The organism is Salinisphaera sp. SPP-AMP-43, assembly GCF_049568105.1.
In the GTDB taxonomy this organism is placed as follows: Bacteria; Pseudomonadota; Gammaproteobacteria; order Nevskiales; family Salinisphaeraceae; genus Salinisphaera.
Window position 1 is genome coordinate 3,004,343 of sequence record NZ_CP145335.1, and the last position, 26,277, is coordinate 3,030,619.

Genomic DNA, 26,277 nt, shown 5'->3' on the forward strand with positions numbered 1-26,277 from the left:
ACATCATGGGTCAGTCACTTCAAGACCAATTGCTCCAGGCGGGTATCGCCAAGCCCAAACAGGCCAAGAAGGCACGCCAGGACAAAACCAAGCGTAAGAAGGCCGCACGCAAGTCCGGCCAGAATGCGACCGCCGAAGAACAGGCCCTGTCGAAAAAGGTTGCCGCCGACGACGCAGCGCGTCGTGAGGCCGACCGTCGCCGGGCCCAAGCTGCCAATGCCGAACGCGCCCAGCGCGAGCGAGCCGCCCAGGCCAAGCAGATCGTCGAGGATCATCGGGTGGCGATCGACAAACCGGCCGAGGACGACCCGCCCTACAGCTACAACATGAACGGCCGGATTCGGCGTCTGCCGGTCAGCCGGGCCCAGCGCCAGCAACTCGCCAACGGCCAGCTCGCGATCGTGCGCCATTTTGGCGATACGTCGCTGGTTGACCGCGAGACCGCCGAACGCCTCGAAACGCTGATCCCGAAAAAGGTGTGGCGAATCGTTGCGCAACCCTCCGAGCCGGATCCGGATGATCCCTATGCCGGCTACGAAGTGCCTGACGATCTGATGTGGTAAAGCGGCCGCCCGGCGTGATCGGGCCGGGCGGCCCAGCCGCCGTTAATAACCGGCGGCAAGCCCGGCCGGCCGACGTCGATCGTTGGCCCCTTCCAGCAGGCCATCCGCGCGTCTTCTAATGGCTTCGTCTGCGCCCCATGACTGGACGCTATCGAAACGGTGGCCCATCGCCTCGAGCTCGGCTTTTACCTTGTCGCTCAGATAGCCGGGCTCGACCCGCGTGACATCCGGCAGCCATTGATTGTGCAGCCGCGGTGCATTGACCGCCTGCTGCATATTCATGCCGAAGTCGATCACGTTGAGCATGCTCTCTAAGGTGGTCGAGATAATGGTCGAGCCCCCTGGACTGCCGGTCACCATGAACAGATCGTCGTTTTTTAGCACCAGAGAGGGCGACATCGACGACAGCGGCCGCTTGCCGCCTTCGACCTGGTTGGCCTTGCCTTGGACCAGCCCAAAAGCATTCGGCACGCCCGGCTTGGCGGTAAAGTCGTCCATCTCGTTGTTCAGAAAAAAGCCGGTATCGCCGGCGATGTGGCCATTGCCGAACAGATAGTTGATGGTATAGGTCACGCTGACCGCGTTGCCCCGGGCATCGACGATCGAATACTGCGTGGTGTGCTGGCCTTCACGGGCGCCGAGGCTGCCGTCGATCTCGCTCGAAGGCGTGGCCTGGTCGGCATCGATATCCGAACGCAGGTGGCTCAGATGGTCGGCCGAGAGCAATTCGTCGAGCGGGTTATCGACAAACGCCGGATCACCGAGATAGGTATTGCGATCGGCGAACGCCCGTCGCTCGGCCTCGATCAAATAATGCGAGGCTCGGGTTGAAGCATAGCCCCAGTCCGCAAGCGGCAGTGGATCGAGAATACCCAGAATCTCGCAGATCGCGGTGCCCCCGGAGCTGGGCGGCGGCGTCGATAGCACCGTATAGTTCTGATAGCCGCAGCTTACCGGCTGCCCCCAGGGCGCCGTGTAGTCGGCGAAATCCGACATCGATAAGATCCCGCCATGGGCTTGGCTCGCCTTGACGATCGCCTTGGCGATCGGGCCTTCATAGAACGCAGGGGCCCCTCTTTTCGAGATCAGTGACAGCGTATCCGCCAGCTGCGGCTGCTTGAGCGTATCGCCGACCTGGTAAGGCTGGCCATCATTAAGAAAGATGCGGGCTACGTTGGGCTGGTCGGCAAATTCGTCGCTGCGCTCGTGCAGGATGTTCACATCGCCCTGCTGGAGTTCGAACCCCTGGCGGGCCAGCCGAATCGCCGGCGTCATGAGACGACGACGACTCATCGTGCCATAGCGCTGCCGTGCGTTTTCCAGGCCCATGACGGTGCCGGGCACGCCACTCGCCAGATAGGTCTCGGTGCTGCGGCCGTCGACTACCTCGCCCTGATCATTCTGAAACAGCGTCGGTGTGGCCTTGGCCGGGGCCTTTTCGCGGAAGTCGAGAAACAGGTTCTTGGCCGCATGATCGGCCGTCTGTGCCAGATGCACGACCATGAAACCGCCGCCGCCGATGTTGCCACAGCAGGGATGTACCACAGCCAGTGCATAGCCGACGGCAACCGCGGCATCGACTGCATTGCCGCCATCCTTGAGCACATCGACCCCGACCCGGGTCGCCAGATGCTGAGCGGTGACCACCATTGCGTGTTTGGCAGTTACCGGCCTGGCTCTTGCCAGCGCCGCCTGGGTAGTCGGCGGTGCGGTAGCATCCAGCGCGCTGCTGGAAATCTCCGACGTCGGCGTCGAATCGGCCGCCTGGACCACCCCGGCCATCGGCGCGATCGCACAAAACACAAAGACAACCTGCAGCGGCAGGCGTTGGATCAGAGTCAACATCCGGCAATCACAGCTTTTTTCGATTTCCCACACTATAGCGGGACGATACCGCCAATGCAGAGCCGGCGGCCTAACGCCGCTTGCACAGATGAATTTGACACCGCAATATACATAAATACATAACGGTAGCAGCCCGCCTGCCCTGGCCTGGCTCTATTCATCGTTCGACGAGTTTGCATGCCCCCTTCGTTTCGCCTGACGATCGTTTTGATCGTGATGCCTTCCTGCGCTCTAGCGGCGTCGAATAAAGACGCCGACACCACAACAGCCACGCCCCCTGAGACCAAGCTCAAGACTGTACAGGTCACCGGCGCATCGATCGCCGAACAGGCTCGAGAGCAGCGCGTGCATATGGGCCCGCTCGGGGCCACCAAGGCCCTCGATACGCCCTATACCGTGCATCGTATCGATAGCGATGTATTACGGGATCAACAGGTCCATGACCTGCATAAGGCGCTGTCCTATCTGCCGTCGGTACAGGGCTCGGGCGTGCGCCCCCAAACCCGCGGCTTCCAGGGCTCGGTCGCCCAGAACAGTCGTCTGGACGGCCTGAACATCGTCTCGACCACCAACTATCCTGGCGCGCAATTTTCCAGAATCGAGGTCCTGAACGGCCTCGCGGGTTCCCTGTACGGGCCGGCCAGCCCCGCGGGCACCTTCAACTACACCTCCAAGCGTCCGACCGCCCAGCCGATGTCACGCCTGACCTTCGGCTTTCGCAGCGACAATGCCTGGCGCGAGGCACTCGACAGCAGTGGCCAGCTCGATTCCCATGGCCGGGTCACCTATCGCCTGAATGTGCTGAACGAAAACGGCGACCTATCCAGCACGTACAGTACGCTCAAACGTCGCCTAATCAGCCTGGCCACCGATTTTCATCTGTCGTCGAAAACCGTGATCGAGACGACCTTGAGCCATTATCATTACGAAGCCCTGGGCGGACCGGGCAGCTTCACGGTGGCCGACGGCGTGAATTTCCCCAAAGCTGTCAATCCCAAGCACGACGGCTACGGCGCCGCCTATGCCGGCGACAAGGACGATACCGAGACCGCCAGCATTCATCTCAAACACGAGTTTTCCAAAAACTGGCATCTGGATATCGGCTTCCTGCGCCAAATCGCTGACCGTCAGTCCACGGGTTTGACCCATACGGTGGTCGATTCCTCCGGGGATTATCAAAACACCGTCTCGACCGGCCATGCCAGCCGCTTCCGCATCGAGAGCTATCTCGTCCATCTTAACGGCGTGGTGGATAGCGGGCCGATCCGCCACCATCTGACGCTTGGCATCAGTGGATTCGATCTAAACAATTTCAATCCCCGCGACGGCGGCGTACTGGATGTTGGCTCGGCCAGCCTGGAGTCGCCCCAGCCACCGGCGAGCGAACCCAATTATCCAATCTTTACCGATCGCTATCACGTCGCCGAAAGCCGCGAAGATTCGCTCATCTTCGGCGACCGGCTCGATCTAACCCGGCGCTGGCATCTCCAGGTAACCGCCAGTGAAAGCGAGTTGAAATCGCGCAACTATGACCGGAACAACGATCTGACCGGCGAAGATCACAAGAACGGCCTGTCGACCGCCGCCAGCCTAATATTCAAACCTACCCCGACGAGTTCCCTGTACGTCACCCATGCCGATTCGCTCCAGCAAGGCGATACAGCCCCCGACGGGGCAACCAATGCGGGCCAGGTGCTGTCGCCGGCGCGTAGCAAGGAGTGGGAAATCGGCGCCAAGGCGGCCTGGGCCGGCGTGAACTATACGCTGGACGCCTATCAAATCCGGCGCCCCTATGCCCTGTACGACGACAGCGATACCTATCGCCAGACCGGCAAGCAACGCAATCGCGGCATCGAATTCTTAGCTCAAGGCGCCCTCACCTCGCGGCTGCACGTTCTCGGCGGCATCAGTTATCTCGACGCCCAGCTCACCGAGGCCGAAGACCCCGCCGTTGAAGGCCATCAGATCGTGGGCCTGCCCGATGTCACGGCCAACATGCTGCTGCGTTATGACCTACCCTCGATCGTTGGGCTGTCGGTCAGCGCCAATGCCCGATATTTCAGCCGCCGGAACACGAACAATCGCGGCAGCGACCATGTGTCGGCCGAGGCGACCGTAGACTTGGGCGCCAGCTACGACACGCGCATCACCGGGCATGGCACGACCTTTCGGGTCATGCTCAACAACGCCACCGATGCCCACTACTGGACCAATATCCATCCGGGCGGCCTGAACGGCTATAGCGGCTCGGGCAGCGCCAGTGCGGAACTCGCCGCGCCGCGTACCGTCGACGCCTCGGTATCGGTGCGCTTCTAAACGCAAACACCGGCACCGGCCGGGCGTCTCGCGTCCGGCCGAGTACAGCGCAAACGGCCCTGACCGGCGTGCCCCGGTCAGGGCTAAGGTCGTCGATTACTCGGCGACCGTCTCGTCGGCAGTACTGGCTGCGTTCAGACGCTCGAGTGCGGCCGTATCGAGGGTCACGCTGGCAGCGGCCTGTAGCTGTTCGAACTGCGACTGGGAGGTCGCCGAAACGATCGGTGCAGTCACGCTCGGCTGGGCAATCAGCCAGGCCAGCGAGATCGCCGCCGGGGTCACATCGAAGCGCTCGGCCTCGGCATCCAGAGCCGCCAGAATACGCATGCCGCGATCGTCGAAGTATTTGTCGACGAACGGGGCACGCGCCCGCCCTTCGGCATCCTCACGACTCCGGTATTTGCCAGTCAAGAAACCGCTGGCCAACGAAAAGTACGGCGTGACGCCCAGGTCGTGCTCGAGACAGATTTCCGCCAGATCGTTTTCGTAATCAAAACGGTCATAGAGGTTGTAAAACGGCTGCAATACCTCGTAGCGGGGCACTTCCAAATCACGGGCGGCGCCGAGGGCGGTGACCAAGCGTGCACCGTCATAGTTCGAGGCCCCGAGATTGCGGACCTTGCCATCGCTAATCAGCCGGTCGAAGGCTTCCATGGTTTCATTCAGCGGCGTGCGATCATCATCGATATGGGCGAAGTACAGATCGAGATAATCGGTCTGCAGCCGCCGCAGCGAGTTCTCGACCTCGGTGATGATCCATTCCCGAGACAGGCCTTCGCCGGCATCGGGCATTTCCATGCCTACCTTGCTGGCCAGCGTGATCCGGTCGCGATTGCCGCGGGCGGCGAAATAGCGCCCGAGCACCGTCTCCGACTCGCCGCCGGAATGGCCGTCGGCCCATTTCGAGTAGACGTCAGCGGTATCGATCATGTTGAAACCGGCGTCCAGCCAGGCATCGATCATGTCGAAACTGGCCTGTTCGTCTAGCGTCCAGCCGAACACGTTGCCGCCAAAGATCAGCGGCGCAGTCTGCAGTTCGCTTAGTCCGAGATTGCGGTATTCCATTGGGGCTCCAAAAAACTGCGGGGGGTTATCGATTCTAAAAAGCGTCGACCCGATGCTGTACATCAGGGCCGGCGCGCCGCCATATCGCCTGGCGGGGAAGGTCTGCTGGGCCGCCTGTGACGGGCGGTCTGTATTTTGTGGCTATGGCACGGCAGCTGCCGCGGCAGGTTCACTCGGGCCCGTTCTGCCACAGGCTGACCAGGTCGGTGGGCGCATGGGTTTCGTCAATCAGTAGCTCATCCAGCGGTGTATCGGGTTCGCTGTCGCGGCTGATCACGATACGAAAAAAGCGTTGATCGGCCGCACCCGCGGCGGGTACGGCCTGCAGCCGACACGCATCGAGCACCCGGCGTATGGCCAAGCGTTGATCGTCCCGACAATCGACCAAGGCGATCTCGCGGGGCCGGGACAGACCCGGCGCCGCTACGAAACCGCCTTCTCGGGCCAGCCAGATGCGGGCATCGTCTGGTAGCTCGGTCGACCGGATCATCGCCACTAGCCCTCGGCAGGCGTAATGCCGACGTCCTGCCAGGCTTGGCGCAGAGCATCCAACACATCGCCGCTGGACTGCTCACGGGCGTTGGCCATGGTGACGCCTGCGAAAGCCGCGAAATCGGCATCGGCCGACAGCCGGGTATCGCGAAGCGTGGCATACCAAACCGGGCCGACGGTTTCCCAGCTGTAGCCGCCGAGCGCCGTGGCCGCCCGGTAGAACGCATGGTTGGGGATACCAGAATTGATATGCACGCCGCCGTTGTCCTGGCGGGTTTCGACATAGCCGTTCATGGTCGCCGGCTGGGGATCCTGGCCCAGCATAGGATCGTCGTAGGCGCTGCCGGGCCGGGCCATCGAGCGCAGCGCCACGCCGTTGACCTGATCGGTCAACAGGGCCGCGCCGATCAGCCAATCGGCCTGATCCGCGGTCTCGCCGGCGGCATATTGGGCAGTCATCACTCCGAACACATCCGAAACCGACTCGTTCAACGCCCCAGACTGCCCTTGATAGGCCAGCCCGGCTGTGACTTCGGTCACACCGTGGGTCAGCTCGTGGGCCACGACATCCAAGGCCCGCGTGAACGGATGGAAAACCTGGCCATCGCCGTCGCCGAACACCATCTCGCGACCGTTCCAGAACGCATTCTGATAATCCTGGCCGTAGTGCACGCTGCCAATTAACGGCAGGCCTTCGTTATCGATCGAGTTACGATCAAAAACCTCGTTATAGAAACGCCAGGTCTGGCCAAGATCCTCGTAGGCTTCGTTAACTTCCCGATCGCCTACGGCCGCCTGGCCTTCGTCACGTGCCGGTTGGCCGGGCAGAGTACGACTATGGCCGGCATCGTAGATCGTACGCTGTAGTTCCGCTTCGGCGGGGGCTCTGACGCCGTTGCGACGCGTGGGTACCACCGCAGCCCGCAGGGCATCGTCGGTTTCCCGGGTGCGTCGTGCACACTGCTTGAGGGTATCGGGGCCACGTTCGAGCAGCCGATCGAGGATATGTGGCGGGATCACCCCGCTACGACGGGTCGTGGAGGAAGCCATAGAGGGGCTCCTTTCGAGGGTACTGGTGCATCATGCACGTGCTATACCACCTGCGCATCCCGAGCGACACGGATATCGCCCTGCGCTAGGCTGGGCAGCATCATCCTGTCATCAAAGTCTGTTCATGCACCCGGCATCGGTAGTCGTCGGCGGTTCGACTCGCGCGGCCCCAATCGTGGTGTTCGTCTTCAAGGCCGGCGGGCCTACGAGCCAAGCATTCAGCCGGCTTGGCGTAATGAACCCAGCCGCCGGCCGCCCCCGAGGACGATCGATTCGACAGTGGACGATCGCCTCCATCGGCCGTAGCGCATGATGGGCCGGGCCATCATGCTGTTGATCGCTACCGTGTGTAGCCCGGGGCTGGCCCAAGCCGGCACCCCGGATGCGCTTTGGCATATCGTTCACGATCGCTGCGTACCGCACGCCGAACAGGGCAAGCAACCGACGCCGTGTACCAAGGTCGATCGGCAGACGGGATATGCGCTGCTCAAGGATCTGGTCGGCCCATTGCAGTATCTGCTGATTCCGACTTCGCGTATCGAGGGCATTGAAAGCCCAGCATTCTCGGCCCCGGATGCGCCGCATTTCTTCGCGCGCGCCTGGCAGTCGCGCCAGGTCATGGCACAGCGCTACGACCAACCGATCAGCGACGATGCGATCCTACTGGCGCTGAATTCGCCCCACGGCCGCTCCCAGAACCAGCTGCATATCCATATCTCTTGTGTGAAGCCTGCGGTACGCCAACGCCTGCAGCGCATGGCGCCCCAAATCAGCGCGCATTGGCAGCGACTGCCGGATGAACTGGCCGGACATCGCTATATCGCCCGCCGTGTATCCTCGGCCCTGCTCGAGCAGACGAGCGCGGCCCACCTGTTGGCCGAGCATGCCGACGCCGGCCAGCACATGGCCGACTACGGGTTGGCGCTGACCGCGCTCGACGCTCAATCGTTGGTGCTTCTGGCCACTCACGTGAATCGCGAACGCGGCAACGTCGCCTCGACCGAAGAACTCGAATCCCACGACTGCGCTGTCCTCGACCCGCATGCTGCGCACGAGTCTGCGCCAAGCACGCCCTAATAAAACGCCGATGAACAACAAAAAGGCGCGAACGCGGCGGTATCGTGCGACGCGAGACGATGACTGGATCGCCCGACAACAGGGTCCGTCCTGTGATGCGGCCGCCTAAGCCAAATCAGCCATCGCGCTCTTAGGTGTTGCGGTTGTGCTGAACAGGCGAGGCGGACTGCGAGACGACGTTCGGATGGCACAATAATCGATCCGCGCTGACCTCGAGCGCACATCGCCGATCGCTCTGCCCTACACGGCCCGGACTGGCCGTAGGCCAGGTCCGGGTGGCGATCGCCTGGATCGGCGTGGGCGGTCATTCGGGCACGATTAGGTTGGCCCCGGCTAGAATAGGCCCATGCCGAATGCCCATCCCTATCGTCGCTTTATCGGCGCGGCCGTATTAGCCCTCGCCTTCATCGTCTACGGCTCGCTGTATCCGTTCCATTTCCAGGCCGGTTCTCTCGGCGAGGCGATCCGCACGCTGTTTCTGAGCCATGATATGGACCAGCAGCCACCCTCGGGTCTGGTAGCCAATATCGCGCTGTATATACCGCTCGGCCTGTTCGGCGTTGCCGCCCAGAGCGCCCATCGCGCGCGTTGGCTACGGATCGTCGTGATCACGCTGATTGGCACCCTGTTGTGCCTGAGCATCGAGATCATCCAGTTCTTCGATGCGGGTCGCATGACCACGCTGACCGACGTCTACCCCAACGTCGGAGGCACCTTGGTCGGCGGATTGCTAGCCGCCCCACTGACCCGCTATCTGACCGGCCCGATCCACCTGCATGCGCCGGCACGTCAGGTCGCAGCACTCATCATCCTACTGTTTCTGGGCTACCGGCTTTTTCCCTATGTGCCCACGATCGATCTACATGCCTATTGGCAGGCACTCAAGCCAGTAGTCTATGCCCCCCATCCGGCAGCCTTCGATATCGCACGTTACCTGGTGATCTGGCTGGTGGTCGCGTTGATGCTCGCGGACCTGGCCGGTCCACGCCGTAGCCGCTGGCTGATCGGAGCCGCGGTACTGGTGGTCGCCGCTGCCAAGGTCGGCATTACCCATAACCATTTGTCGGCCGCAGAACTCATTGCCCTGCCGTGCGTGGTCATCGTCTGGCAGCTCTTGGCGAGTGCGTCCCGCCGCAGGGTCTGCGGTTTTCTGGCCGTACTGCTGGCACTGATCGTACTCGGCGAACGTCTGCTGCCCTTCGAATGGGGCAGCTATGGCCACAGCTTCGGCTGGATCCCGTTCTATTCCATATTGCACGGCTCGATGGCAGCCAATACCCAGGCCCTGGCTGAAAAACTATTCCTCTACACCAGCCTGTTGTGGCTGCTGCGCGGTGTCGGCCTGCGTTATACGATCGCCGGCACGCTGGTGGCTGCCGGGCTGTTCCTGGCCAGCCTACTGGAAACCCATCTGCCGGGGCGTTCGGCCGAAATCACCGACGCCGTGATCGCAGTTCTGGCTACTTGGGTGCTGGCTTCACTCGCCCCCGAACCGATAGCCGGCACGAATGCAGATGCCCCGAGCGCACGGCGCGGGCCGTCGCCCGGGCCAGCTGCCGATCTGGCCTCAGCCCAAGAGCGCGTCGAGCACACCGGCGGCCACCAATAGCGACGCGCCAAGCATCTGAATCGGCACCATCGTCTCGCCGGCCCACAGGGCCGCTGATACAACCCCGACCAAAACCTCGCTCATCAACAAAATGCCGACCCGCGCCGGCTCCAACCGCGCCGCGGCCCACACCAAGGCCAGCATCGATCCGCTCCACCAGACCAGTGCGGCGGCCACCAGCCACGCGATCGCCCCGGCGTTCATATTCGGCTCGATAGCGGCGGTCGTGGGCAGCGTCGCCCAGAGCAATAGGCCGGCCAGCAACGCACCCAGCAAAAAGAAGGTCGTCCCGGACAGGGGGCGCAGCTCGGGCCGCGCGCGCATGCCGATCGTACCCAGCGACCAAAGCAGGCCGGCCAGCAGACCAAGCCATTCCCCGGCCGCCCGCGGCAACGGCCAGCCCCCATCGGCCCCGAGCACCAGGCCTAGGCCGATCAGGCCCAGCAAGATCACCGGATAACGTAGCCACGGCACCGGCCAGCGCAGTACCGCAACCTCGATCAGCGTGGTCCAGACGGGCGTGAGATAGAACAACAGAATCACCGACGCGATCCGTCCTTCCACGAGGCCTACGGAATACAGCATGAAAGCAGTGCCGCCGACCGCTGTCGCAGCGGCGCCGCCGTAATCCACGCCGCGGGGATCACGGCGGCGCCAAGCCAGCGGCAGTACTAGCACCAGCGCCACGACGACCACCGCCAGCGATCCCAGGGCGCCGCCCAAGCCGGCCTGCTCCAGGGCACGTACCGGCAGCCAATACAAGCCCCAGATACAGCCGGCCAGCACGATGGTCAGACTGGCCAGTGCGGTTTTGCGTTCCGACGTCATCCACGACGACCGGTTGGAAGCCAAGGCGGGCGATATTAGCAGCGCCACCTACCCTGGCGGCCAAATTATTGCGGCGTTGGGCCGCCCATCAGGCGCCCGAATACCAATCGCGCAGCCGTATCTGGATGTCCGAATCGCGGGCCTGCAGCCGCTGCTGGAAATCGGCCACGTCTTGACCGCGATAGTGGTAGGGATAGACGATCCCCGGGGCAAAGTCCTGAACGGCATCGGCTGCCTGTGCCGTATCCATCGTGTAGGGCAGATTCATGCACACGAACGCCAGGTCGATATCGGTCAGGCTGCGCATTTCGGGCGTGCCCTCGGTATCGCCCGAGATATAGATCTGACGATCGGCCAGCGTGAGCACATAGCCATTGCCCCAGCCCTTTGGATGATAAGCCTGGGGCGATGCAGGCAGGTTATACATCGGCACGGCGCGCAGACCATTCCCGAGCCGATCGCTCGCCTCGCCGTTGCCGAGCACGATCTGCTCGCGACCGAGCCGCGAGTCGAGCCGTTCGGCCACCGAAGACGGCATGACGAACACAGCCCGGCCGGTGTCCAAGCCGGTCAAGGTTTCGGGATCCAGATGGTCGGGATGGGGATGCGTGAGCAGCACGATGTCCGGCGCCGGCAGACCGGCATAGGCCTCGGCACCGCCGACCGGATCTACATAGATCACCCGATCATTCCAGCGCAGCACGAAACTGGCGTGTTGCACGATATGCAGTTCGAGCGGCCCGGCTTTGGTTTCGAGCGCGGTCTCGAAGGTCCTCGACGCCGCGGACGCCGGCCCCAGCACCGCCAGCCCGAGCCACAAAACCGCCGCGATGGTTATCTTGATGTATCGCATGGCCGACCTCGTGGCAATCATGCATCGAGCATAGCAGGCGCGGCGGCGCGCGGCCGGCGGCGCCCGATGGGCCGGCGGAGATTTTAGGGAACAACGCGCGGCGGCTTGCGCACCGCCCCCGCGCCATCGCTTGACGCCAGCGTGCTGGGGGCGTTGATGCATGATGCGAGTCCGCGCCCAACGCCGAACGTAGAGCAAGCCCCGTGCTAGAAACGCCGCCTCGCTATGCAATACGTTGAACGATCGCGCCAGATCTCCCTACGGCAGCGCTTTTCTCTTCGGCCTGGCCCGCCTGGGCCCAATACGCCCAGGTCGCCCTGCGGCGGCGCACGCCTCGGCCATAGCACGCCATGACGCAGCACCGGTTTTTTTTGGCAGCCTATTCCTTGGCAGGCGCCAAGCGATCTCGGACGGGGCCTCGACCGATCCTAGGCGCGCCCTATCAGCTCGAGCAGCTTCGGGTGATCGACACACCAGCGCACCGTCGCCGCTAGGCCGGTCGCCAGACCGATCTGCGGCGCCCAACCCAGCTCGTCGCGAATACGCGAGGTATCCAGCGCATAGCGCTGGTCGTGGCCGGCCCGATCCATGACGAATCGAATCCGACGGGCGCTCGGTGCCGCCTGAGGCGCGGCACGATCGACCAGTTCGCAAATCCGGCGGACCAGTTCGATGTTGCTCCGGGTGTTACCGGTCGCAATGTTGTAGCGAGCGCCGATTCGACCGTCTTCGAAGATTCGTAACAGCGCCTCGGCATGGTCATCGACGTGCAGCCAGTCGCGTTGTTGCTCGCCGCGGCCATAGAGCGGGATTTCGCCTCCGGACAGAGCATGATAGACGGCTACCGGCACCAGTTTTTCCGGGTACTGAAACGGCCCGTAGGTGTTGGCACCGTGCGAAATCAGGGTCGGCAGGCCATAAGTCTCGCGCCAGGCCCGCACCAGGTGATCGGCTGCGGCTTTGCTCGCAGCATAAGGCGAGTTCGGCGCATAGGGCGCGTTTTCATCGAAGGTCTCGCCCGGCCCTGCACTGCCATAAACCTCATCGGTCGAGACATGCAAAAACCGAAACGCAGCGCGCTGTGCCGCATCGAGCCGATTGTAGTAACGCATCGCCGCTTCGAGCAGACAGTGGGTCCCATTCACATTAGTGGTCACGAACGCGCCAGGCCCGGCGATCGAACGATCGACATGCGATTCGGCGGCGAGATGGATCACCCCGTCCGGGCCGTGACGGTCGAAGATATCGTCCAAGGCCACGCGATCACGCACATCGGCATGTTCGAAACGATAGCGCGGCGCATCCTCGACCTCGGCCAGCGCTCCGGGCAACGCGGCATAGGTCAGCGCATCCACGTTGATGACGGTGTGCAGATTGTAGGCCAGCAGACGACGGATCAGCGCGGATCCGATGAAGCCGGCGCCGCCGGTGATCAGTATGCGCAAGGCGGCCGTCCTTCGGACCGAACAATGAACTAACGCCATAGGATAACCAAGGTGATCCATACACGCGCTATTGGGCTTTTGGCGGGCGGAACACTTTTTGCTAATCGATTGCGATCGCACCGGTGGTCGATAATCCGGCCGCAAACCATCGAGGACGAGATATGGATCCATGGCCCTTGATCGGCATCGCGATCGTGGTGCTCGGCTTTGCCCTGCGATTGAACGCTTTAGCGGTGGTCACGGTTGCCGGACTGGCGACCGGCATTGCCGGCGGCCTCGGCCTGCACGATGTGGTCGCCGCGCTCGGCTCGGCCTATGTCGACAACCGCTATCTGGCCGTCGTCTGGTTCATCCTGCCGGTGATCGGATTGCTGGAGCGCTGCGGGCTGCGTGAACAGGCCCAGAAACTCATCGGGCGCATGCGCCGGGCCACCACCGGGCGCCTGCTGACACTGTATTTACTGTTTCGCCAGATCACGGCCGCGCTCGGGCTGTTATCGCTGGGCGGGCATCCACAGATGGTGCGTCCGCTGATCGCACCGATGGCCGAAGCCGCTGCCGCCAGCCATGGCGGTTCGCTCGCCGACGAGCTGCGCTACCGGATTCGTGCCCACGCCGCCGCGGTCGACAATATCGGCGCCTTTTTCGGCGAGGATGTCTTCATCGCGGTCGGCTCGATTCTGCTAATGAAGGGCTTTCTGGCCGGCCATGGCTACGACATTGCACCGCTGACGTTTGCCCAATGGGCAATTCCGAGTGCGCTTTGTGCGCTGATCGTCCAGGCGATTCGGCTATGGCTTCTGGACCGCGATATCGCACGCCATAGCGTCCTGCCCGCCGCCACGGCCGAACGCCGATGATCGGCCTGCCGACCCTGTATGTGCTCAACGGCCTGTTCTTTGCCGCCGTTGCCGTCATCAACGCCTTCGATGGCGATAATCCTCGCCGTTTCCGCAGCGCCGGATTCTGGGGGCTCAACGCCGTGATCCTGATTTTCGGCGGCTTGATGAGCGCTTTTCTGGCCGGCTGTTTGGTGCTGGCCTCGGTGGTACTCGCCGCCTTCGGTGGGCTGGGCCAGTCGCAGCGACCGACCCATGCGAGCCAGGAGCGCCGTCACGGCGCAGCCCGCTTCGGCTACCGGCTATTCATCCCGGCTCTGACCGTACCGCTGGTCACGGTGATCGGCACCGTGGCTTTTCGCTATGTATACATCGGCGGCCAACCGTTGATCGATACCGACCACACGACCCTAATCGCGCTCGGCTGCGGCGTACTGGTCGCGCTGGCCGTGGCTTTGATCATGCTCAGACAACGGCCGGAGATCTCGCTGACCGAGGGCCGACGCCTGCTGGATACGATCGGTTGGGCCGCGGTGCTGCCGCAAATGCTGGCAGCCCTCGGCGGGCTGTTCGCTGCGGCCGGCGTCGGCGAAACGGTGGCCAACCTGATCACCGGCGTCGTACCGATGACTGCACCCGGGGTGGTCACCGCGACCTACTGCATCGGCATGGCACTGTTTACCGTGATTATGGGCAATGCGTTTGCGGCCTTTCCAGTCATGACCGCGGGCATCGGCCTGCCGTTCATCGTGCACGATCTGCACGGCAATCCAGCGATCATGGCTGCGATCGGCATGCTTTCGGGCTTTTGCGGCACACTGGCCACGCCCATGGCGGCCAATTTCAACATCGTGCCGGCCGCCCTGCTCGAGCTGCCCGACCAGAACGCCGTGATCAAGGTCCAGCTACCGACCGCCCTGATCCTGCTCATCGCCAATATCTTACTGATGAACCTGCTCGTTTTCCGCTATTAACACCGGACCGTTCCGATGCCCTTACTCGAAACCGCGACCGCCGACCGGCTGGCGGCCATCGCCCTTAGCCATGTTGAACGCGAATTCCCCAACCACATCACCCATCGGCTGAATAGTCCGGCCGACGTTGGCACACCCGCCGAACTGCATCCGATCTTTTTCGGCAGCTTCGACTGGCATTCCTGCGTACACAGCTATTGGTTGCTCGCTCGGCTGGCCGCCGACGGCGACCTGTCGCCGTCGCGCGTCACGGCGATCCGCGATCTGTTTGCCCGCCGCATCCGGCCAGAAGCCGTCGCCGCGGAAGTCCGCTATTTCGAAGCTCCTGGCCGCGCCAGCTTCGAACGCCCTTATGGCTGGGCCTGGTTCGTCAAACTTGCCGCCGAACTGGACCAGCATCCGGACCGCGAGCTACGGCGGGCCGGCGACACGCTGGCGCCGCTGTGCCAGATCATCGTCGAGCTATGGCAGGAATTCTGGCCGAAACAGACTTATCCGATCCGGGCCGGCGTGCATAGCAACAGCGCTTTCGCCACCGTGCTGGGCCTCGACTATGGCACGGCCACCAGCAACGAAGCGCTGGCGGTGGTCCTGCGCGAACAGGCCGCGCGCTGGTACGGGCGCGACCAAGGCCAGCCGGCCTGGGAACCCTCGGGCGACGAATTCCTGTCGCCGGCGCTGGTCGAGGCACTGGCGATGCAACGTGTACTCGAAGCCGATGCGTTCGCACGCTGGTTCGACAGCTATTTCCCGGCGCTGGCACAGCGCCAGCCGGCTACGCTGTTCACCCCAGCGATCGTCTCCGACCAAAGCGACGGCAAGCTGGCCCACCTGAACGGTCTCAACCTGAGCCGAGCCTGGTGCTGGCATACGCTCGCCGCGACGCTACCCGAAGACGATCCCCGCGTTGCGCTGATGCACGAAACGGCCGACCAGCATCTGGCCGCCGGGCTGACCGACCTAGAGACTGACTACATGGGCAGCCATTGGCTGGCCAGCTTCGCCCGGCTGGCACTCGGGGCCGCCGCCGGCTAGCCAGAGGCGGCCCCGAGCGAGCGCTAGCCCGCCTTGGTCGGCGGCGTAACCTGTCGATGCCAGGGATGAGCTTCGACAAAGCCGAGCACGTCGCGGATCTTGCGGTTCGAGTACAGCGCCTCGTATTCACCGAGCTCGGCTTTGACCGGCACCCCAGGATAAAAGCGTTCGATGATCTCTGCGGTGGTCAGATCCACAGAGTTATGGTCGTTGCCGGCGTTGAACATCTCGAAGCCGAGCCCGTCTACCGCCAGACAGCGATCCACGATCTGGCCCAGATCGCGGGCATCGATATAGCAAAAGATATTGCGCCGACGCAGCGCCGGATCGTCGAAATAGCGGGGGAAATAGGTCGCATATTCGTGCGGCTCGATCACGTTACCGATTCGCAGCCCGTAGATATCGGCACCACTGCGCTTGGCAAACGCCCGGGCCGTAGCTTCGTTGCAGACCTTGGACATGGCATAGCTGTCGATCGGATCGGTCGGATGATCCTCGGTCACCGGCAGGAAGTCCGGTTTGACTTCGCCGTCGGCGAAGCAGATGCCGTAGGTGGTTTCCGACGAGGCAAACACGATCTTGCGGATGCCGAGCTTGGTCGCGGCTTCCAGCACGTTGTAGGTGCCGGTGGTGTTGATGCGAAACGTTTCATTGTCCGGCGTGACCAGAATCCGCGGAATGGCTGCGAAGTGGACCACGGCATCGAAGGGTTTCGGCCCGCCGTTGGCCTCCTCCAGCTCGCCCAGATGGGCATAGGCCGACAGCGCATTGAACATCTGCCCGGAATCGGTGATGTCGGCGATCAAATTATGCACCCGGGGATCGTCCAGCGGCGTGCGATCGATATTGACCACGGTATGGCCGCAGTCGAGCAGATAGGGCACGACATGGCGCCCGGCCTTGCCCGAGCCGCCGGTAAACAGAATACGTTTGGGCCTGTTCGAAGACATGGCTATTCAGTGTCAGTTCGAGGATGCCGCTATCCTGACACATTGCCGGCCCGTGCCGAGCCGCCCTCGCATCGTTCTTTGGTGGACCTTTGTCCTGTATCTCGACGCCGGTCGACCAACGCCTGTACGAGCGGGGTCTGGCTGCTCTAACGCTCCTGGCAAGGGACAGGCTATGACCCCGCGCTATGTCGTCGCTGCGCTGTTGAGCGTGGTGTTCATTATTTACGGTTCGCTGTCGCCGTTCGAGTTTCATGCCAGCACCGGCAGTGCGATCGGCTGCCTGCTGGCCCATTGGCGTACCCCGGGGCAGTCGCTCAGCGGTTTCATCGGCAATGTGGTGTTTTACATGCCGCTCGGGTTGTTTGTCGCCCTGGCCTTGGCACCGCGTGCCAGCGTGCGGCGCCAAGCATTCTGGGCCGGCGTGTCGAGCCTGATTCTGTGTGTTTCGATGGAACTGGCCCAGTTCTATGACGGCAGCCGCAAGACCACGCTGACCGATGTCTATCTGAACGTCGCCGGCGGGCTGCTCGGCGGCCTGATCGCCATCCGGATGCCGCCGCACATCGCCCGCCCGGTCGGCGACCTGCGCCAACCGGTGGTCTGGATCCTACTGCTCGCCTTTGCGGTGATCGAGCTGTATCCGTTCCTGCCGACCCTGAATATGGGCTGGTATATGGATGCATTGGGCCGTCTTTGGCAGCGGCCGGATATCACGCCGATTCGGCTGCTACACGGACTCACCAACTGGCTGCTGGCCGCCGCCCTGGTCGGGCATCTCATCGGCCTACACCGTGCCCGCCTGGCGTTGCTGGGATTGATGGCCGGCGTATTCGTCGGCCAGATCGTGATACTCAACATCTGGCTGTCGGCCGCCGAGTGGCTCGGTGCATTGGCCGCCGCAGCTCTGTGGTGGGCGCTGGCGCCCTGTGTTCGAGGCTGGCGTATCGGCGTGCCGACGGTGCTACTCAGCCTGTTGTTGCTCACCAACGCTCTGGCCGATGGCCAGGCCAGTGGTCTACCGTTTCAGGACTTGCAAGCCGCACACGCGCTCGATACGGCACGCCATGCGATCGCCCGTTTCTACCCGATCGGCGGACTGATCTGGAGCCTGGGCGTGCTCGGCCTCGACAAGCGGCTCGCTGGACTCGCCCTGGCTGTACTGCTGTTGCTGGTCGAAGCGCTGGCCATGATCACGACCGCAGCGGCCATCTCGACCACCGATGCAACCCTGGCACTCATCGCCGGTTTTGTATTCTGGGGACTGCCCGAGCGGGCAGCGCCCAAGGGTTAGATGCATCCACGAACGCCGCTGGGTATTTGCCCATCGCACCGAGCAGACACACAAGAGCATAAGGTCGCGATGCTGGGGGCCGAGCCGGACTCGGCCCCCAGCATTAACGTGGCGCTACCATAACGACGGCCACAGGCCAGCACTCTGACCGCCAGCCGATCGGGCACGGGCCAGCTTGCGACAACGCCCCAGAGCGTGTCGTCATGAGATACCGCCGCACCCGCGCCCCTGAGCCGGCAAGACATTGTGAGCGTGGGGTGGCCCGGCCACGTGAACGAACGATAACGCCGGATGGCCGCCTCGAGAGCGCGTACGCTTACCGGTGATGCCAACCCATCGTGCCAGGTGGCGTGGCGGGCCTTGACCGTGCGGCCCGCCACGCTCGGCGGCCTGCGCCTTGCCTGACCCGATGGGCGGGCGTCGTGCGGTGGCGGCTCTTACGACGACACGCCCTAGGCGGGTTCCCCCGGTGCTGGCGCGAAACGACGCAGGGCCAGATACGCCAGTACGGCGCCGCAGGCGGCTACCGCCATCACGATCGCCATGGCCCGAGCATCGCCGCCGACTAGGCCCACGGCCCAGGTCGCGAGCGCGCCCATGGCGAACTGGAACACGCCGAACAATGCCGAGGCGGCACCGGCCGCATCGGGGGCCAGATCGAGCAGACCGGCGACCGTATTCGCCCCCGCCACGCCGACCGTGGACAGCAGGAAAAACAGCGGCACCGCCACCCCCCAGAAACCACCGAAGCCGGTCAGCGTGGTCGCCAACAGAACCAGTGCACAGGTCAACGTATTCAATACCGCCACCCCCAACAGCGCCCGATAGCCGAAACGCTCGACGATGCGGCCGTTAGTGAACGTCCCGATCAGCATCGATACCACGTTAAAGCTGAAATAGAAGCCAAACAGCGATTCGTCGACTCCGAACTGATTGACGTAAACGAAGGAGCTGGCGGCCACATAAGAAAACAGCGCGCCGAACATCAGCGAGCCACAGATCAAGTAGAGAAACACCGGCAGGCGGCTGACCAACGCCACATAGCCGATGTACTGGTCCATCAGGCTGCGGTCGCGGACCCGGCGATGCTGGGGATGGGATTCGGCCAGCAGCACCGCCAGCGCGGCGAGCGCGACCACCGAATACCCCACCAGAAACCAGAAGATCAGCTGCCATTCGCCGGCGAACAGAATCAGGCTGCCGAGCATCGGCGCAAGCAGCGGGGCCGCGCCCATGACCATGACCACGAACGACATCACACTGGCCGCCTTGGCGCCCTCGAAACGATCACGCACGATCGCCCGGGCCATGACCGGGCCGGCGGCCGCGCCCAGGCCCTGGATCAGCCGGGCCACGATCAGCATATCGACCGAGTTCGCGATCGCACAGAAAAAGCTGGCGACCAGATACAGGGCCAGGCCGAAATACAGAATCGGCCGGCGCCCATAGCGATCCGACAGCGGCCCATAAAGCAGCTGCCCCGAGCCCAGCCCTACGAAGAACAGACTCAGGCTGTACTGGACGTGCGCCGGGTCGGCCGCGAACTGCTTGGCCAGCGCCGGCATCGCCGGCAAATACGTGTCGATCGAAAACGGCGCCACGGCCGTCAGCAGACCGAGCACGCACACCATAAGCACGTACTCGCCCCGCGTCTGGGCGGTTTCAGCCATACCGAGAACTCCTTGCGCTGCCGGCAGGCAGCCGATGGGGCGCGCTGAATCACGCCGCGGGCTGCGGCGGCGCGCCGAATCAAGAGGCCGGCATTATGCCAGCCGGGCTCGCCCCCGGCCACGCAGGCCGGACCGTGCTTATTCAGCGCGGCGAATCAGTGCTGCCGCATTGTCCCAGCCGGCATCGGCCACCGCGATCGCTTCGCCGGGCGCCTCGACTGCCGGGTGCAGACGCGTCAGCGTGCGCCCTGGCGGCATTTCCACGGCCAGGCAAAAACCCGATTCGTCGACGATGCGCGCGGTATCGGCCCAGTAGACGGTACGTGCCATGTTGTAGACCAGATCGTCACGCAGATCGGCCGCCGTCCAGAGCCGGCGGCGCCGATTGGCCGAAAAATACGCCAGCCGCGGTGCGCCGAAAGCCTGGGGCTCGGCGGCGTCGGCCAGAGCCCCGGCCGGCGCATCCAGCAGCGGACAATGCGACGGCACCGCCATGGCCAGGCGCTGTACGCGCTGCGCCCCGGCCTCAGAGGCGGACTCGGCCAACCGCGCCAGATCGGCGTCGCAGCCGGCGACCACGATCTGCTGATCGCTGTTCACATTGGCCAGATATAACCGCTCGCCAGCCTGCCCGGCCGCGTTCAGCCTCTCGAGCAACGCGTCGACCTGCGGCACCGAGAGGCCGATCAAGGCAGCCATGCCATAGCCGTGCGGATAGGCATCGCCCATCAGGCGACCGCGCTCGGCGACCAGCCGCAGGGCATCGCTAAAATCCATCGCTCCTGTGATAACGGCCGCTGGCCAAGCGCCAATCGATAGCCCTATGGTCGCCGCCGGCGGCGCGCCTTGCTCGATCAAGTGACGTGCTGCCGCCACCCCGACCACCGTAAGCGCGATCTGTACCGCCCGGGTCTCGGCCAGTGCCTCGGCGGTATCCAGAGCCAAAATATCGTCGCCTAGCGTCTGACTGGCGGTTGCGAGCGTGTCGCGAACCACGGCGCTATCCGGCAGTGTCGCAAGCATACCGGGTTGCTGGGCACCCTGGCCGGGAAACATAAATACGCTACTCATAACGCCTATGCTGCAATCGCCCAAGGGTCAGTTGCCAGATACGGTCCCTGATCGGATTTGATCAACACCTGGCCGGCCGTCCCCAACCAGTCGGCCAAGGCAACCCCGCCGGCCGGTGTTTCAAGCTGTACGTCACAGCGTACCGACAGATCGGCCAACCGCTGTGCCAGATTCGACAGTATTTCGAACGACGGTCGCCCAGGAGCTCTGACGATCACATCGATATCGGATTCGCTGTGGGTAGCCGCGTAGCCCGTGGCCAGTTCATAGCCTACGGCCCCGCCGATGCCCCAGCCTCCCGGCCAGTCGGCCATGATCGCTCGCAGTTCGCCGAGCGCCGCCAGCGCTGGAATATCGGCGACGCGCCATGCCGCCGGGGCGGCCGAAACCAATGCCTCCGGGGTGATCGATAGGCCCAGCGCCGCGAGCGGCGCCAGAATGGCATGGCGCTGGTCGCGGCGGCTACCGCGGATTCCCAGCGGCAGGCTATCGGCCTGCCCTAGCGCGCGTCGCACCACGGCCGGCTGACCGGCCGCGAGCACCTGGCCAGCCCAGTCAGGGGCCGATTCGGGCAACGCGTCGGCCGACAGATACACCAGATCATGCGGGCGATAAAACGGCGGCCGGTCGCGCGGACCGGCATAGCCACTGGCTAGCTCATCGGTCGGCGCGGCCGTATTCAACCGGCCCATTGTTCGCGCAGGCGGCGCCGGACCTCGGTCGATGCCGGCCGCCCAGCCGCAGCGAAGCGATCCGACAGAGCACGGCCATCGCCAATATCGGCCAGCGCCTGGCCCAAGGCTGTACGCACGGTATCGGCCTGGTTCGTATCGTCGGCGGCGACATCAAGCTGCTGATACAACAGGCCCAGCGAGGCATAGCTTTCGATGTCGTAGGCCATCGGGGTGATGGTCTTGGCCAGTGCCTCGACGCCTTCCACGCTGCGCTGGGTGATACGGGCCGCGGCCTGCTTACCCATGGCATGTACCTGTACGGCCGCGCCGGACAGCGCGATCAGCCGGTTGGCCTGGTAACCGTGGGCCAAAAAACCGCCCGACATGGCCCGCCCGACGATCAGGCCGATCACCGGATGCCCGGCCCGGCGGGCCTGGGCATAGGCTTCGGCAGCCGCTGCCAACGCCTGGTGGATGCCATAGGCTTCCTCGGTCCGACCGTAGGCCTGGCTAGGCACGTCGACCACGGCCACGATCGCCCGCCGTGTCTCGGCCTCGGCATCGGCCGCGATCGCCTCGCGTACGGCCCGGGCCAGCCCCCAGCCTTCGGCCAGCCCGACTTCGCCGTTGCGGGCCCGCGGAAAACGGCTGTCCGGATCGGGCACCACAGCGATGAACCGGGCGGCCCGGCCGTCGATCTCGCTATCGACTACGCGCACGCTGGCCGGATAGCCGGTCAGCGGTGCTGCCGAGCCGGTCAGTGCGTCCAGCCAGCGCGCGCCCAGGGCATCGTCCGGGGCATTGTTCGGGGCGGGGCCGTTACTCATGGTCGTCTCCGATATGTTGGCGGAATGCGGTCTGTACGGCATTGGCATCGGCCCGTTCGGCCGGGTCGATCGCCGCCAGCAAGGCTTGGAAGTCCTCGACATGGGCGGTTCGTGCCAGCGGCGCCGGCGTTTTTTGCACGGCCCGGGCCAGACGGCTGCGGATATCGGCCAGGTCGTCGTCGACCAGCTCGTCGGCCAGACCGATCGCCGTACGCTGTGCCCCTCCGAGCAGCTGCCAGATCATCGGCCGGTCGCGGGAGTCGAATTCGGCAACCCCGGCCTCCTGCTCGATCACCTGTGGGCCATTTAGGCCCAGCCGGGCCTCACGGGTCACCAGCAGCTGCGAACACAGCCCGGCGGCGATCGACATGCCGCCGAAACAACCCACCGGCCCAGTGCTCACGCCGAGCACCGGCACCCAGTCGCGCAGTTCGACGATCGCAGCATGGATCTCGGCGATCGCGGCCAGCCCGCAGTTGGCTTCCTGCAGGCGCACGCCGCCAGTTTCCAGCAGCAAGATCGGCACCACCGGGTTACCGGCCGCTGCATCCTCGGCGGCCAGTTCCAGAGCGCCGGCGATCTTGGCGCCGCCGACCTCGCCCATCGAGCCGCCCTGAAAGGCCGGCTCGATCGCCGCGACCACCACGTTCGTGCCATCGAGCGTGCCGCGGGCGATCACCACGCCGTCGTCGGCTTGGGTGACGATGTCCTGCTTGGCCAGCCACGGCGAGGTCAGGCGCTCAAACGGCCCGATCAGCTCACGCATGGTGGCCTCGTCCAGCAGCCCTTCGACCCGAGCACGGGCCGACAGTTCGACGAAACTCTGGCGTTCCAATAGCTCGGCGGGATTCATTGCCCACCTCCGGAAGTTTGGTCCATAGCCTGTTCCATGGCCTGGGCGATACGCAGCCGGACCACCGCCGGCGTGGCGCCGAAATCGTTGATCTCGAGTGCGACGGCCGGGCCGCTCGTATCGGCGAAGATACGGTCGATCACGGCGCGCCAGATGTCGTTGACGCCGTCGACCGAAGTCCGGATCGCCACCGTCGAGCGGCCTTCGCTGCCCGGCTCGAGCAGCACTTCGAGATCGCCCGAACCGACCACGCCGACGACGGCGCGCCGGTCAGCCGGCGCCCCGGCCGGATAATCAAGCGATAGCGTTTGCATGGTCTGACTCCTGAAAAACGGACCGCCGGCGCTCGGCCGCGGTTTCGAGACGATCGATGAACAGCGTGGCCGCCAGAAGATCGGCGGCCCCGCCGGGCGAAGCATTGCGAGCGATCAGCTCGGCATCGAGTGCCGCCAACGCCCGCCGACCGGCCGCCGTATCCGCGCCGCCGGCCACTGCCACCGCAGCCGCCCGGTCCTGTACGGCCACCAGCCCGGCCGCGCCGGCGCGATGTAGCACGCAGGTGTCGTCGAGCACAGCGATGATCGCGGCCAGAGCATCCAGCCGGGCCGCGGTCTCTGTGGCCGCTGTTGCCCGACCGGCGCGCAGCGCTGGCAGGCCGGCAGTCGTGATCTGGCGAAAACCGGCCATGGCCTCGCCGCGGGCCCCGGCCACGCGATAGCGGGCTACCGCGCGCTGGCCGTGGGAGGCCATCGGGCTGGGCGGCAACGCCGGATCGTCGATCGCAGCCAGTTCGGCCACCCGGGCCAGCAGCTTGGGGGCCTGCCAATGGCTGCGCGGGCCAGCCGCGGCCGCAGCCACGATCAGCCCGAGCGCCCAGATCGCCCCGCGATGGGTATTCACGCCGTGGGTCGCGATCATCATGGCTGCTTCCGCTTCACGGCCGGCAGCCCCAATCGCGGCGCGGCGTGCCACCGGGTCCGCGGCCTCGCGGGAGACCTGGGCGATCAGCGCGAACCCTGGCTCCAGAGCCAGCGCCGAGGCCGTCATCAGTGCATGGTCCATATCCAGATGCGCACCCGTCGAGCCACGATCGACCAGGCCCGGCTTGGGCGTCAGATCCAGCTCATCGCAAAGCGCAGCCACCGCCATCGCGGCCAACTCGATGGCCGGTTCGCCGGCCGGCGCTGGCGCTACACCCCACGTATCGTCGTCGAAGTAACGCATCACCAGCTCTTGAATCGCGGCGGCGGGTTGTACAAACCGCCCGACCAATCGACCAGATCGGCGATGCTCGAGGCCGCGAGCTTGGACCTCGTAGCATCGGCCCGAGCCACGCCCAGATCCTCGGGCAGCTTGACCTTGCCCTGGCTGCGCAGGCGCTCGGTGGTCGCCGGATCGGCCGAGCGGCCGAGCGGCGTAACCCCGGCCACGGCCGCGATCATCGCCCGCCGTTCTTCGCGCGATTCGGCCCGGTATAGATAAGCCAGGCCTTCTTCGGTCAGCAAATGGGTGGTGTCGTCGCCGTAAACCATGACGGGCGCGACCTCGAGATTGGCTTTTTCGGCGACGGCGACCGCATCGAGCCGATCGACGAAGGTCGGCTGCAGACCAGCCTGGAAGGTCTCGACCATCTGTACCACCAGCTTGCGACCGCGCCCGAGTTCGTCGCCTTCCGGGGCCAGATCGGCCCAGGCCGGTGTGGCATGGCGCCGACCGCGGGCATCGCTGCCGAGATTCGGCGCGCCGCCGAAGCCAGAGACGCGCGAGGTGGTCACGGTCGAGGAATTGCCGTCGGGGTCGATCTGCAGGGTCGCGCCGATGAACATATCGGCCGCATACTGGCCCGCCAGCTGGCAGAACGCCCGGTTCGAGCGCAGCGAGCCGTCGGGGCCGGTGAAAAATACGTCCGGCCGGGCCGCGACATAGTGCTCCATACCCAGCTCGGTGCCGAAGCAGTGCACCGATTCGACCCAGCCGGATTCGATCGCCGGGATGAGCGTGGGGTGCGGATTGAGCACCCAGTTTTTGGCAATCTTGCCGCGCAGGCCAAGCTCCTCGCCGAAGGTCGGAAGCAGCAGCTCGATCGCCGCGGTGTTGAAGCCGATGCCGTGATTGAGCGAGACCACGCCGTGCTCGGCATAGATGCCCTTAATCGCCATCATCGCCATGAAGATCTGGACCGGCGTGATATGACGCGGATCGCGAGTGAACAGCGGCTCGATATAGAACGGCTGGTCAGCCTCGACCACGATATCCACCCAGGAGCCGGGAATATCGACCCGATCGAGTTCGGACACATCGTCGACGATTTCGTTGGCCTGGGCGATCACGATGCCGTTGGAAAATGCCGCCGCCTCGACCAGCGCCGGCGAATCCTCGGTCGAGGGCCCGGTATAGAGATTACCGGCACGATCGGCCTTGAAAGCCGCGGTGAGCACGACCTTCGGAATCAGATCGACAAACAGCCGGGCATAAAGCTCGATATAGGTATGGATGGCTCCGACCTCGATCGTGCCGTCCATCATCAGCGCGCCGATGCGATGGCTCTGGGTGCCCGAAAAGGCGAAATCCAGCTTTTTCGCGATGCCTTTTTCGAACACCGCCAGATGCTCGGGCCGGCCGACGCTAGGCTGGATCATGTGCAGATCGTGGATGCGCTCGGGATCCAGATCCGCCAGTGCCCGGGACAGGAAGTCGGCCTGCTTCTGGTTATTGCCCTCGGCGATCACCCGGTCGCCGGAGCGGATGCAGGCATACAGGACTTCCGCGATAGATTCGCGATCGACCAGCTTACCGTCGAGATGCTCGGATGCCGCGGCCAGCCGTTGGGCCTTGGCCTCGGCGCGGGTGCGCCAGTTGCGTGTATCGTGATTTTCGCTCATACCGCCTTATCGCTTGGGCCGCGGGATCGACCTTAGAATCACCCCCCGCAGCGATCAATCAAGTTGTC

The 26,277-nt window shown here is 64.4% G+C and carries 24 protein-coding genes; 8 read left to right on the plus strand and 16 right to left on the minus strand.

The window, feature by feature from the left end:
- Positions 1-5 precede the first annotated feature (5 nt).
- Entirely contained in the window at positions 6-563 is a 558-nt protein-coding gene (locus tag V5738_RS12855) for a DUF2058 family protein (RefSeq protein ID WP_423821206.1), read from the plus strand.
- Positions 564-605: 42 nt separating this feature from the next.
- On the opposite strand, the gene ggt is transcribed toward V5738_RS12855, so the two are convergent.
- Entirely contained in the window at positions 606-2,345 is a 1,740-nt protein-coding gene (ggt, locus tag V5738_RS12860; protein ID WP_423824182.1) for a gamma-glutamyltransferase, read from the minus strand.
- Positions 2,346-2,585: 240 nt separating this feature from the next.
- On the opposite strand from ggt, the gene V5738_RS12865 reads away from it, so the two are divergent.
- Entirely contained in the window at positions 2,586-4,724 is a 2,139-nt protein-coding gene (locus V5738_RS12865) for a TonB-dependent receptor (RefSeq protein WP_423821207.1), read from the plus strand.
- 96 nt (positions 4,725-4,820) lie between these two features.
- Here the strand turns inward: V5738_RS12865 and V5738_RS12870 are convergent, their stop codons facing one another.
- The 3 genes from V5738_RS12870 to V5738_RS12880 form a co-directional block, all read right to left on the minus strand.
- Positions 4,821-5,789 carry an aldo/keto reductase gene (locus V5738_RS12870; RefSeq protein ID WP_423821208.1) on the minus strand — a complete coding sequence of 323 codons (969 nt, stop codon included), beginning with the start codon at positions 5,787-5,789 and terminating at the stop codon, positions 4,821-4,823.
- 169 nt (positions 5,790-5,958) lie between these two features.
- On the minus strand, positions 5,959-6,279 hold the full coding sequence (locus tag V5738_RS12875) for a protealysin inhibitor emfourin (RefSeq protein ID WP_423821209.1): 321 nt from the start codon (positions 6,277-6,279) through the stop codon (positions 5,959-5,961).
- 5 nt (positions 6,280-6,284) lie between these two features.
- Positions 6,285-7,331, minus strand: coding sequence for a M4 family metallopeptidase (locus V5738_RS12880; RefSeq protein WP_423821210.1), 1,047 nt, complete (start codon positions 7,329-7,331; stop codon positions 6,285-6,287).
- A 309-nt stretch (positions 7,332-7,640) separates the two neighbouring features.
- Between V5738_RS12880 and V5738_RS12885 the strand changes: the two genes are divergently transcribed.
- Positions 7,641-8,408: a CDP-diacylglycerol diphosphatase gene (locus tag V5738_RS12885; RefSeq protein WP_423821211.1), complete on the plus strand. Its 768-nt coding sequence runs from the start codon at positions 7,641-7,643 to the stop codon at positions 8,406-8,408.
- Positions 8,409-8,754: 346 nt separating this feature from the next.
- Positions 8,755-10,017, plus strand: a complete 1,263-nt coding sequence (locus tag V5738_RS12890; protein WP_423821212.1) for a VanZ family protein — start codon at positions 8,755-8,757, stop codon at positions 10,015-10,017.
- Here V5738_RS12890 and V5738_RS12895 read toward each other — a convergent pair.
- From V5738_RS12895 to rfbB, 3 genes are all read right to left on the minus strand, one after another.
- Complete coding sequence (locus V5738_RS12895; protein WP_423821213.1) at positions 9,976-10,845, minus strand: EamA family transporter; 870 nt, start codon at positions 10,843-10,845, stop codon at positions 9,976-9,978. The genes V5738_RS12890 and V5738_RS12895 overlap by 42 nt on opposite strands.
- A gap of 88 nt (positions 10,846-10,933) precedes the next feature.
- Positions 10,934-11,698 carry an MBL fold metallo-hydrolase gene (locus V5738_RS12900; protein ID WP_423821214.1) on the minus strand — a complete coding sequence of 255 codons (765 nt, stop codon included), beginning with the start codon at positions 11,696-11,698 and terminating at the stop codon, positions 10,934-10,936.
- Between the two features lie 428 nt (positions 11,699-12,126).
- Entirely contained in the window at positions 12,127-13,143 is a 1,017-nt protein-coding gene (gene rfbB, locus V5738_RS12905; RefSeq protein WP_423821215.1) for a dTDP-glucose 4,6-dehydratase, read from the minus strand.
- A gap of 161 nt (positions 13,144-13,304) precedes the next feature.
- On the opposite strand from rfbB, the gene V5738_RS12910 reads away from it, so the two are divergent.
- The 3 genes from V5738_RS12910 to V5738_RS12920 are packed head-to-tail and all read left to right on the plus strand — an operon-like array spanning position 13,305 to position 15,991.
- Positions 13,305-14,003 carry a DUF969 domain-containing protein gene (locus V5738_RS12910; protein WP_423821216.1) on the plus strand — a complete coding sequence of 233 codons (699 nt, stop codon included), beginning with the start codon at positions 13,305-13,307 and terminating at the stop codon, positions 14,001-14,003.
- Positions 14,000-14,956, plus strand: coding sequence for a DUF979 domain-containing protein (locus tag V5738_RS12915; protein WP_423821217.1), 957 nt, complete (start codon positions 14,000-14,002; stop codon positions 14,954-14,956). The genes V5738_RS12910 and V5738_RS12915 overlap by 4 nt, the downstream gene beginning before the upstream one ends.
- 15 nt (positions 14,957-14,971) lie before the next feature.
- The gene (locus V5738_RS12920; protein ID WP_423821218.1) at positions 14,972-15,991 is read left to right on the plus strand and encodes a DUF2891 domain-containing protein; all 1,020 of its coding nucleotides are present in this window, start codon (positions 14,972-14,974) and stop codon (positions 15,989-15,991) included.
- A 23-nt stretch (positions 15,992-16,014) separates the two neighbouring features.
- On the opposite strand, the gene V5738_RS12925 is transcribed toward V5738_RS12920, so the two are convergent.
- Positions 16,015-16,941, minus strand: a complete 927-nt coding sequence (locus V5738_RS12925; protein WP_423821219.1) for an NAD-dependent epimerase/dehydratase family protein — start codon at positions 16,939-16,941, stop codon at positions 16,015-16,017.
- A gap of 172 nt (positions 16,942-17,113) precedes the next feature.
- Between V5738_RS12925 and V5738_RS12930 the strand changes: the two genes are divergently transcribed.
- Positions 17,114-18,232, plus strand: coding sequence for a VanZ family protein (locus V5738_RS12930; protein ID WP_423821220.1), 1,119 nt, complete (start codon positions 17,114-17,116; stop codon positions 18,230-18,232).
- A gap of 452 nt (positions 18,233-18,684) precedes the next feature.
- Here the strand turns inward: V5738_RS12930 and V5738_RS12935 are convergent, their stop codons facing one another.
- From V5738_RS12935 to mdcA, 8 genes are all read right to left on the minus strand, one after another.
- Positions 18,685-19,902, minus strand: coding sequence for a Bcr/CflA family multidrug efflux MFS transporter (locus tag V5738_RS12935; protein ID WP_423821221.1), 1,218 nt, complete (start codon positions 19,900-19,902; stop codon positions 18,685-18,687).
- Between the two features lie 138 nt (positions 19,903-20,040).
- Complete coding sequence (locus V5738_RS12940) at positions 20,041-20,973, minus strand: ACP S-malonyltransferase (RefSeq protein ID WP_423821222.1); 933 nt, start codon at positions 20,971-20,973, stop codon at positions 20,041-20,043.
- 5 nt (positions 20,974-20,978) lie between these two features.
- Positions 20,979-21,665, minus strand: coding sequence for a malonate decarboxylase holo-ACP synthase (locus tag V5738_RS12945; RefSeq protein WP_423821223.1), 687 nt, complete (start codon positions 21,663-21,665; stop codon positions 20,979-20,981).
- A complete protein-coding gene (gene mdcE, locus V5738_RS12950) occupies positions 21,653-22,474 on the minus strand; it encodes a biotin-independent malonate decarboxylase subunit gamma (RefSeq protein ID WP_423821224.1) in 822 nt (273 codons plus the stop codon). Before mdcE ends, V5738_RS12945 begins: the two co-directional genes overlap by 13 nt.
- Positions 22,467-23,327, minus strand: coding sequence for a biotin-independent malonate decarboxylase subunit beta (locus V5738_RS12955; RefSeq protein ID WP_423821225.1), 861 nt, complete (start codon positions 23,325-23,327; stop codon positions 22,467-22,469). The genes mdcE and V5738_RS12955 overlap by 8 nt, the downstream gene beginning before the upstream one ends.
- The gene (locus tag V5738_RS12960) at positions 23,324-23,641 is read right to left on the minus strand and encodes a malonate decarboxylase subunit delta (RefSeq protein ID WP_423821226.1); all 318 of its coding nucleotides are present in this window, start codon (positions 23,639-23,641) and stop codon (positions 23,324-23,326) included. Before V5738_RS12960 ends, V5738_RS12955 begins: the two co-directional genes overlap by 4 nt.
- On the minus strand, positions 23,622-24,551 hold the full coding sequence (locus V5738_RS12965) for a triphosphoribosyl-dephospho-CoA synthase (RefSeq protein ID WP_423821227.1): 930 nt from the start codon (positions 24,549-24,551) through the stop codon (positions 23,622-23,624). Before V5738_RS12965 ends, V5738_RS12960 begins: the two co-directional genes overlap by 20 nt.
- Entirely contained in the window at positions 24,551-26,209 is a 1,659-nt protein-coding gene (mdcA, locus tag V5738_RS12970) for a malonate decarboxylase subunit alpha (RefSeq protein WP_423821228.1), read from the minus strand. The genes V5738_RS12965 and mdcA overlap by 1 nt, the downstream gene beginning before the upstream one ends.
- Positions 26,210-26,277: the final 68 nt, after the last annotated feature.

What these genes read in the sequence shown, in the direction of transcription:
- V5738_RS12855 (WP_423821206.1), top strand. Translation starts at nt 6, where the DNA reads ATGGGTCAGTCACTTCAAGACCAATTGCTCCAGGCGGGTATCGCCAAG.
- ggt (WP_423824182.1), bottom strand. Translation starts at nt 2,345, where the DNA reads ATGGCCGGGGTGGTCCAGGCGGCCGATTCGACGCCGACGTCGGAGATT.
- V5738_RS12865 (WP_423821207.1), top strand. Translation starts at nt 2,586, where the DNA reads ATGCCCCCTTCGTTTCGCCTGACGATCGTTTTGATCGTGATGCCTTCC.
- V5738_RS12870 (WP_423821208.1), bottom strand. Translation starts at nt 5,789, where the DNA reads ATGGAATACCGCAATCTCGGACTAAGCGAACTGCAGACTGCGCCGCTG.
- V5738_RS12875 (WP_423821209.1), bottom strand. Translation starts at nt 6,279, where the DNA reads ATGATCCGGTCGACCGAGCTACCAGACGATGCCCGCATCTGGCTGGCC.
- V5738_RS12880 (WP_423821210.1), bottom strand. Translation starts at nt 7,331, where the DNA reads ATGGCTTCCTCCACGACCCGTCGTAGCGGGGTGATCCCGCCACATATC.
- V5738_RS12885 (WP_423821211.1), top strand. Translation starts at nt 7,641, where the DNA reads ATGATGGGCCGGGCCATCATGCTGTTGATCGCTACCGTGTGTAGCCCG.
- V5738_RS12890 (WP_423821212.1), top strand. Translation starts at nt 8,755, where the DNA reads ATGCCGAATGCCCATCCCTATCGTCGCTTTATCGGCGCGGCCGTATTA.
- V5738_RS12895 (WP_423821213.1), bottom strand. Translation starts at nt 10,845, where the DNA reads ATGACGTCGGAACGCAAAACCGCACTGGCCAGTCTGACCATCGTGCTG.
- V5738_RS12900 (WP_423821214.1), bottom strand. Translation starts at nt 11,698, where the DNA reads ATGCGATACATCAAGATAACCATCGCGGCGGTTTTGTGGCTCGGGCTG.
- V5738_RS12910 (WP_423821216.1), top strand. Translation starts at nt 13,305, where the DNA reads ATGGATCCATGGCCCTTGATCGGCATCGCGATCGTGGTGCTCGGCTTT.
- V5738_RS12915 (WP_423821217.1), top strand. Translation starts at nt 14,000, where the DNA reads ATGATCGGCCTGCCGACCCTGTATGTGCTCAACGGCCTGTTCTTTGCC.
- V5738_RS12920 (WP_423821218.1), top strand. Translation starts at nt 14,972, where the DNA reads ATGCCCTTACTCGAAACCGCGACCGCCGACCGGCTGGCGGCCATCGCC.
- V5738_RS12925 (WP_423821219.1), bottom strand. Translation starts at nt 16,941, where the DNA reads ATGTCTTCGAACAGGCCCAAACGTATTCTGTTTACCGGCGGCTCGGGC.
- V5738_RS12930 (WP_423821220.1), top strand. Translation starts at nt 17,114, where the DNA reads ATGACCCCGCGCTATGTCGTCGCTGCGCTGTTGAGCGTGGTGTTCATT.
- V5738_RS12935 (WP_423821221.1), bottom strand. Translation starts at nt 19,902, where the DNA reads ATGGCTGAAACCGCCCAGACGCGGGGCGAGTACGTGCTTATGGTGTGC.
- V5738_RS12940 (WP_423821222.1), bottom strand. Translation starts at nt 20,973, where the DNA reads ATGAGTAGCGTATTTATGTTTCCCGGCCAGGGTGCCCAGCAACCCGGT.
- V5738_RS12945 (WP_423821223.1), bottom strand. Translation starts at nt 21,665, where the DNA reads ATGGGCCGGTTGAATACGGCCGCGCCGACCGATGAGCTAGCCAGTGGC.
- mdcE (WP_423821224.1), bottom strand. Translation starts at nt 22,474, where the DNA reads ATGAGTAACGGCCCCGCCCCGAACAATGCCCCGGACGATGCCCTGGGC.
- V5738_RS12955 (WP_423821225.1), bottom strand. Translation starts at nt 23,327, where the DNA reads ATGAATCCCGCCGAGCTATTGGAACGCCAGAGTTTCGTCGAACTGTCG.
- V5738_RS12960 (WP_423821226.1), bottom strand. Translation starts at nt 23,641, where the DNA reads ATGCAAACGCTATCGCTTGATTATCCGGCCGGGGCGCCGGCTGACCGG.
- V5738_RS12965 (WP_423821227.1), bottom strand. Translation starts at nt 24,551, where the DNA reads ATGCGTTACTTCGACGACGATACGTGGGGTGTAGCGCCAGCGCCGGCC.
- mdcA (WP_423821228.1), bottom strand. Translation starts at nt 26,209, where the DNA reads ATGAGCGAAAATCACGATACACGCAACTGGCGCACCCGCGCCGAGGCC.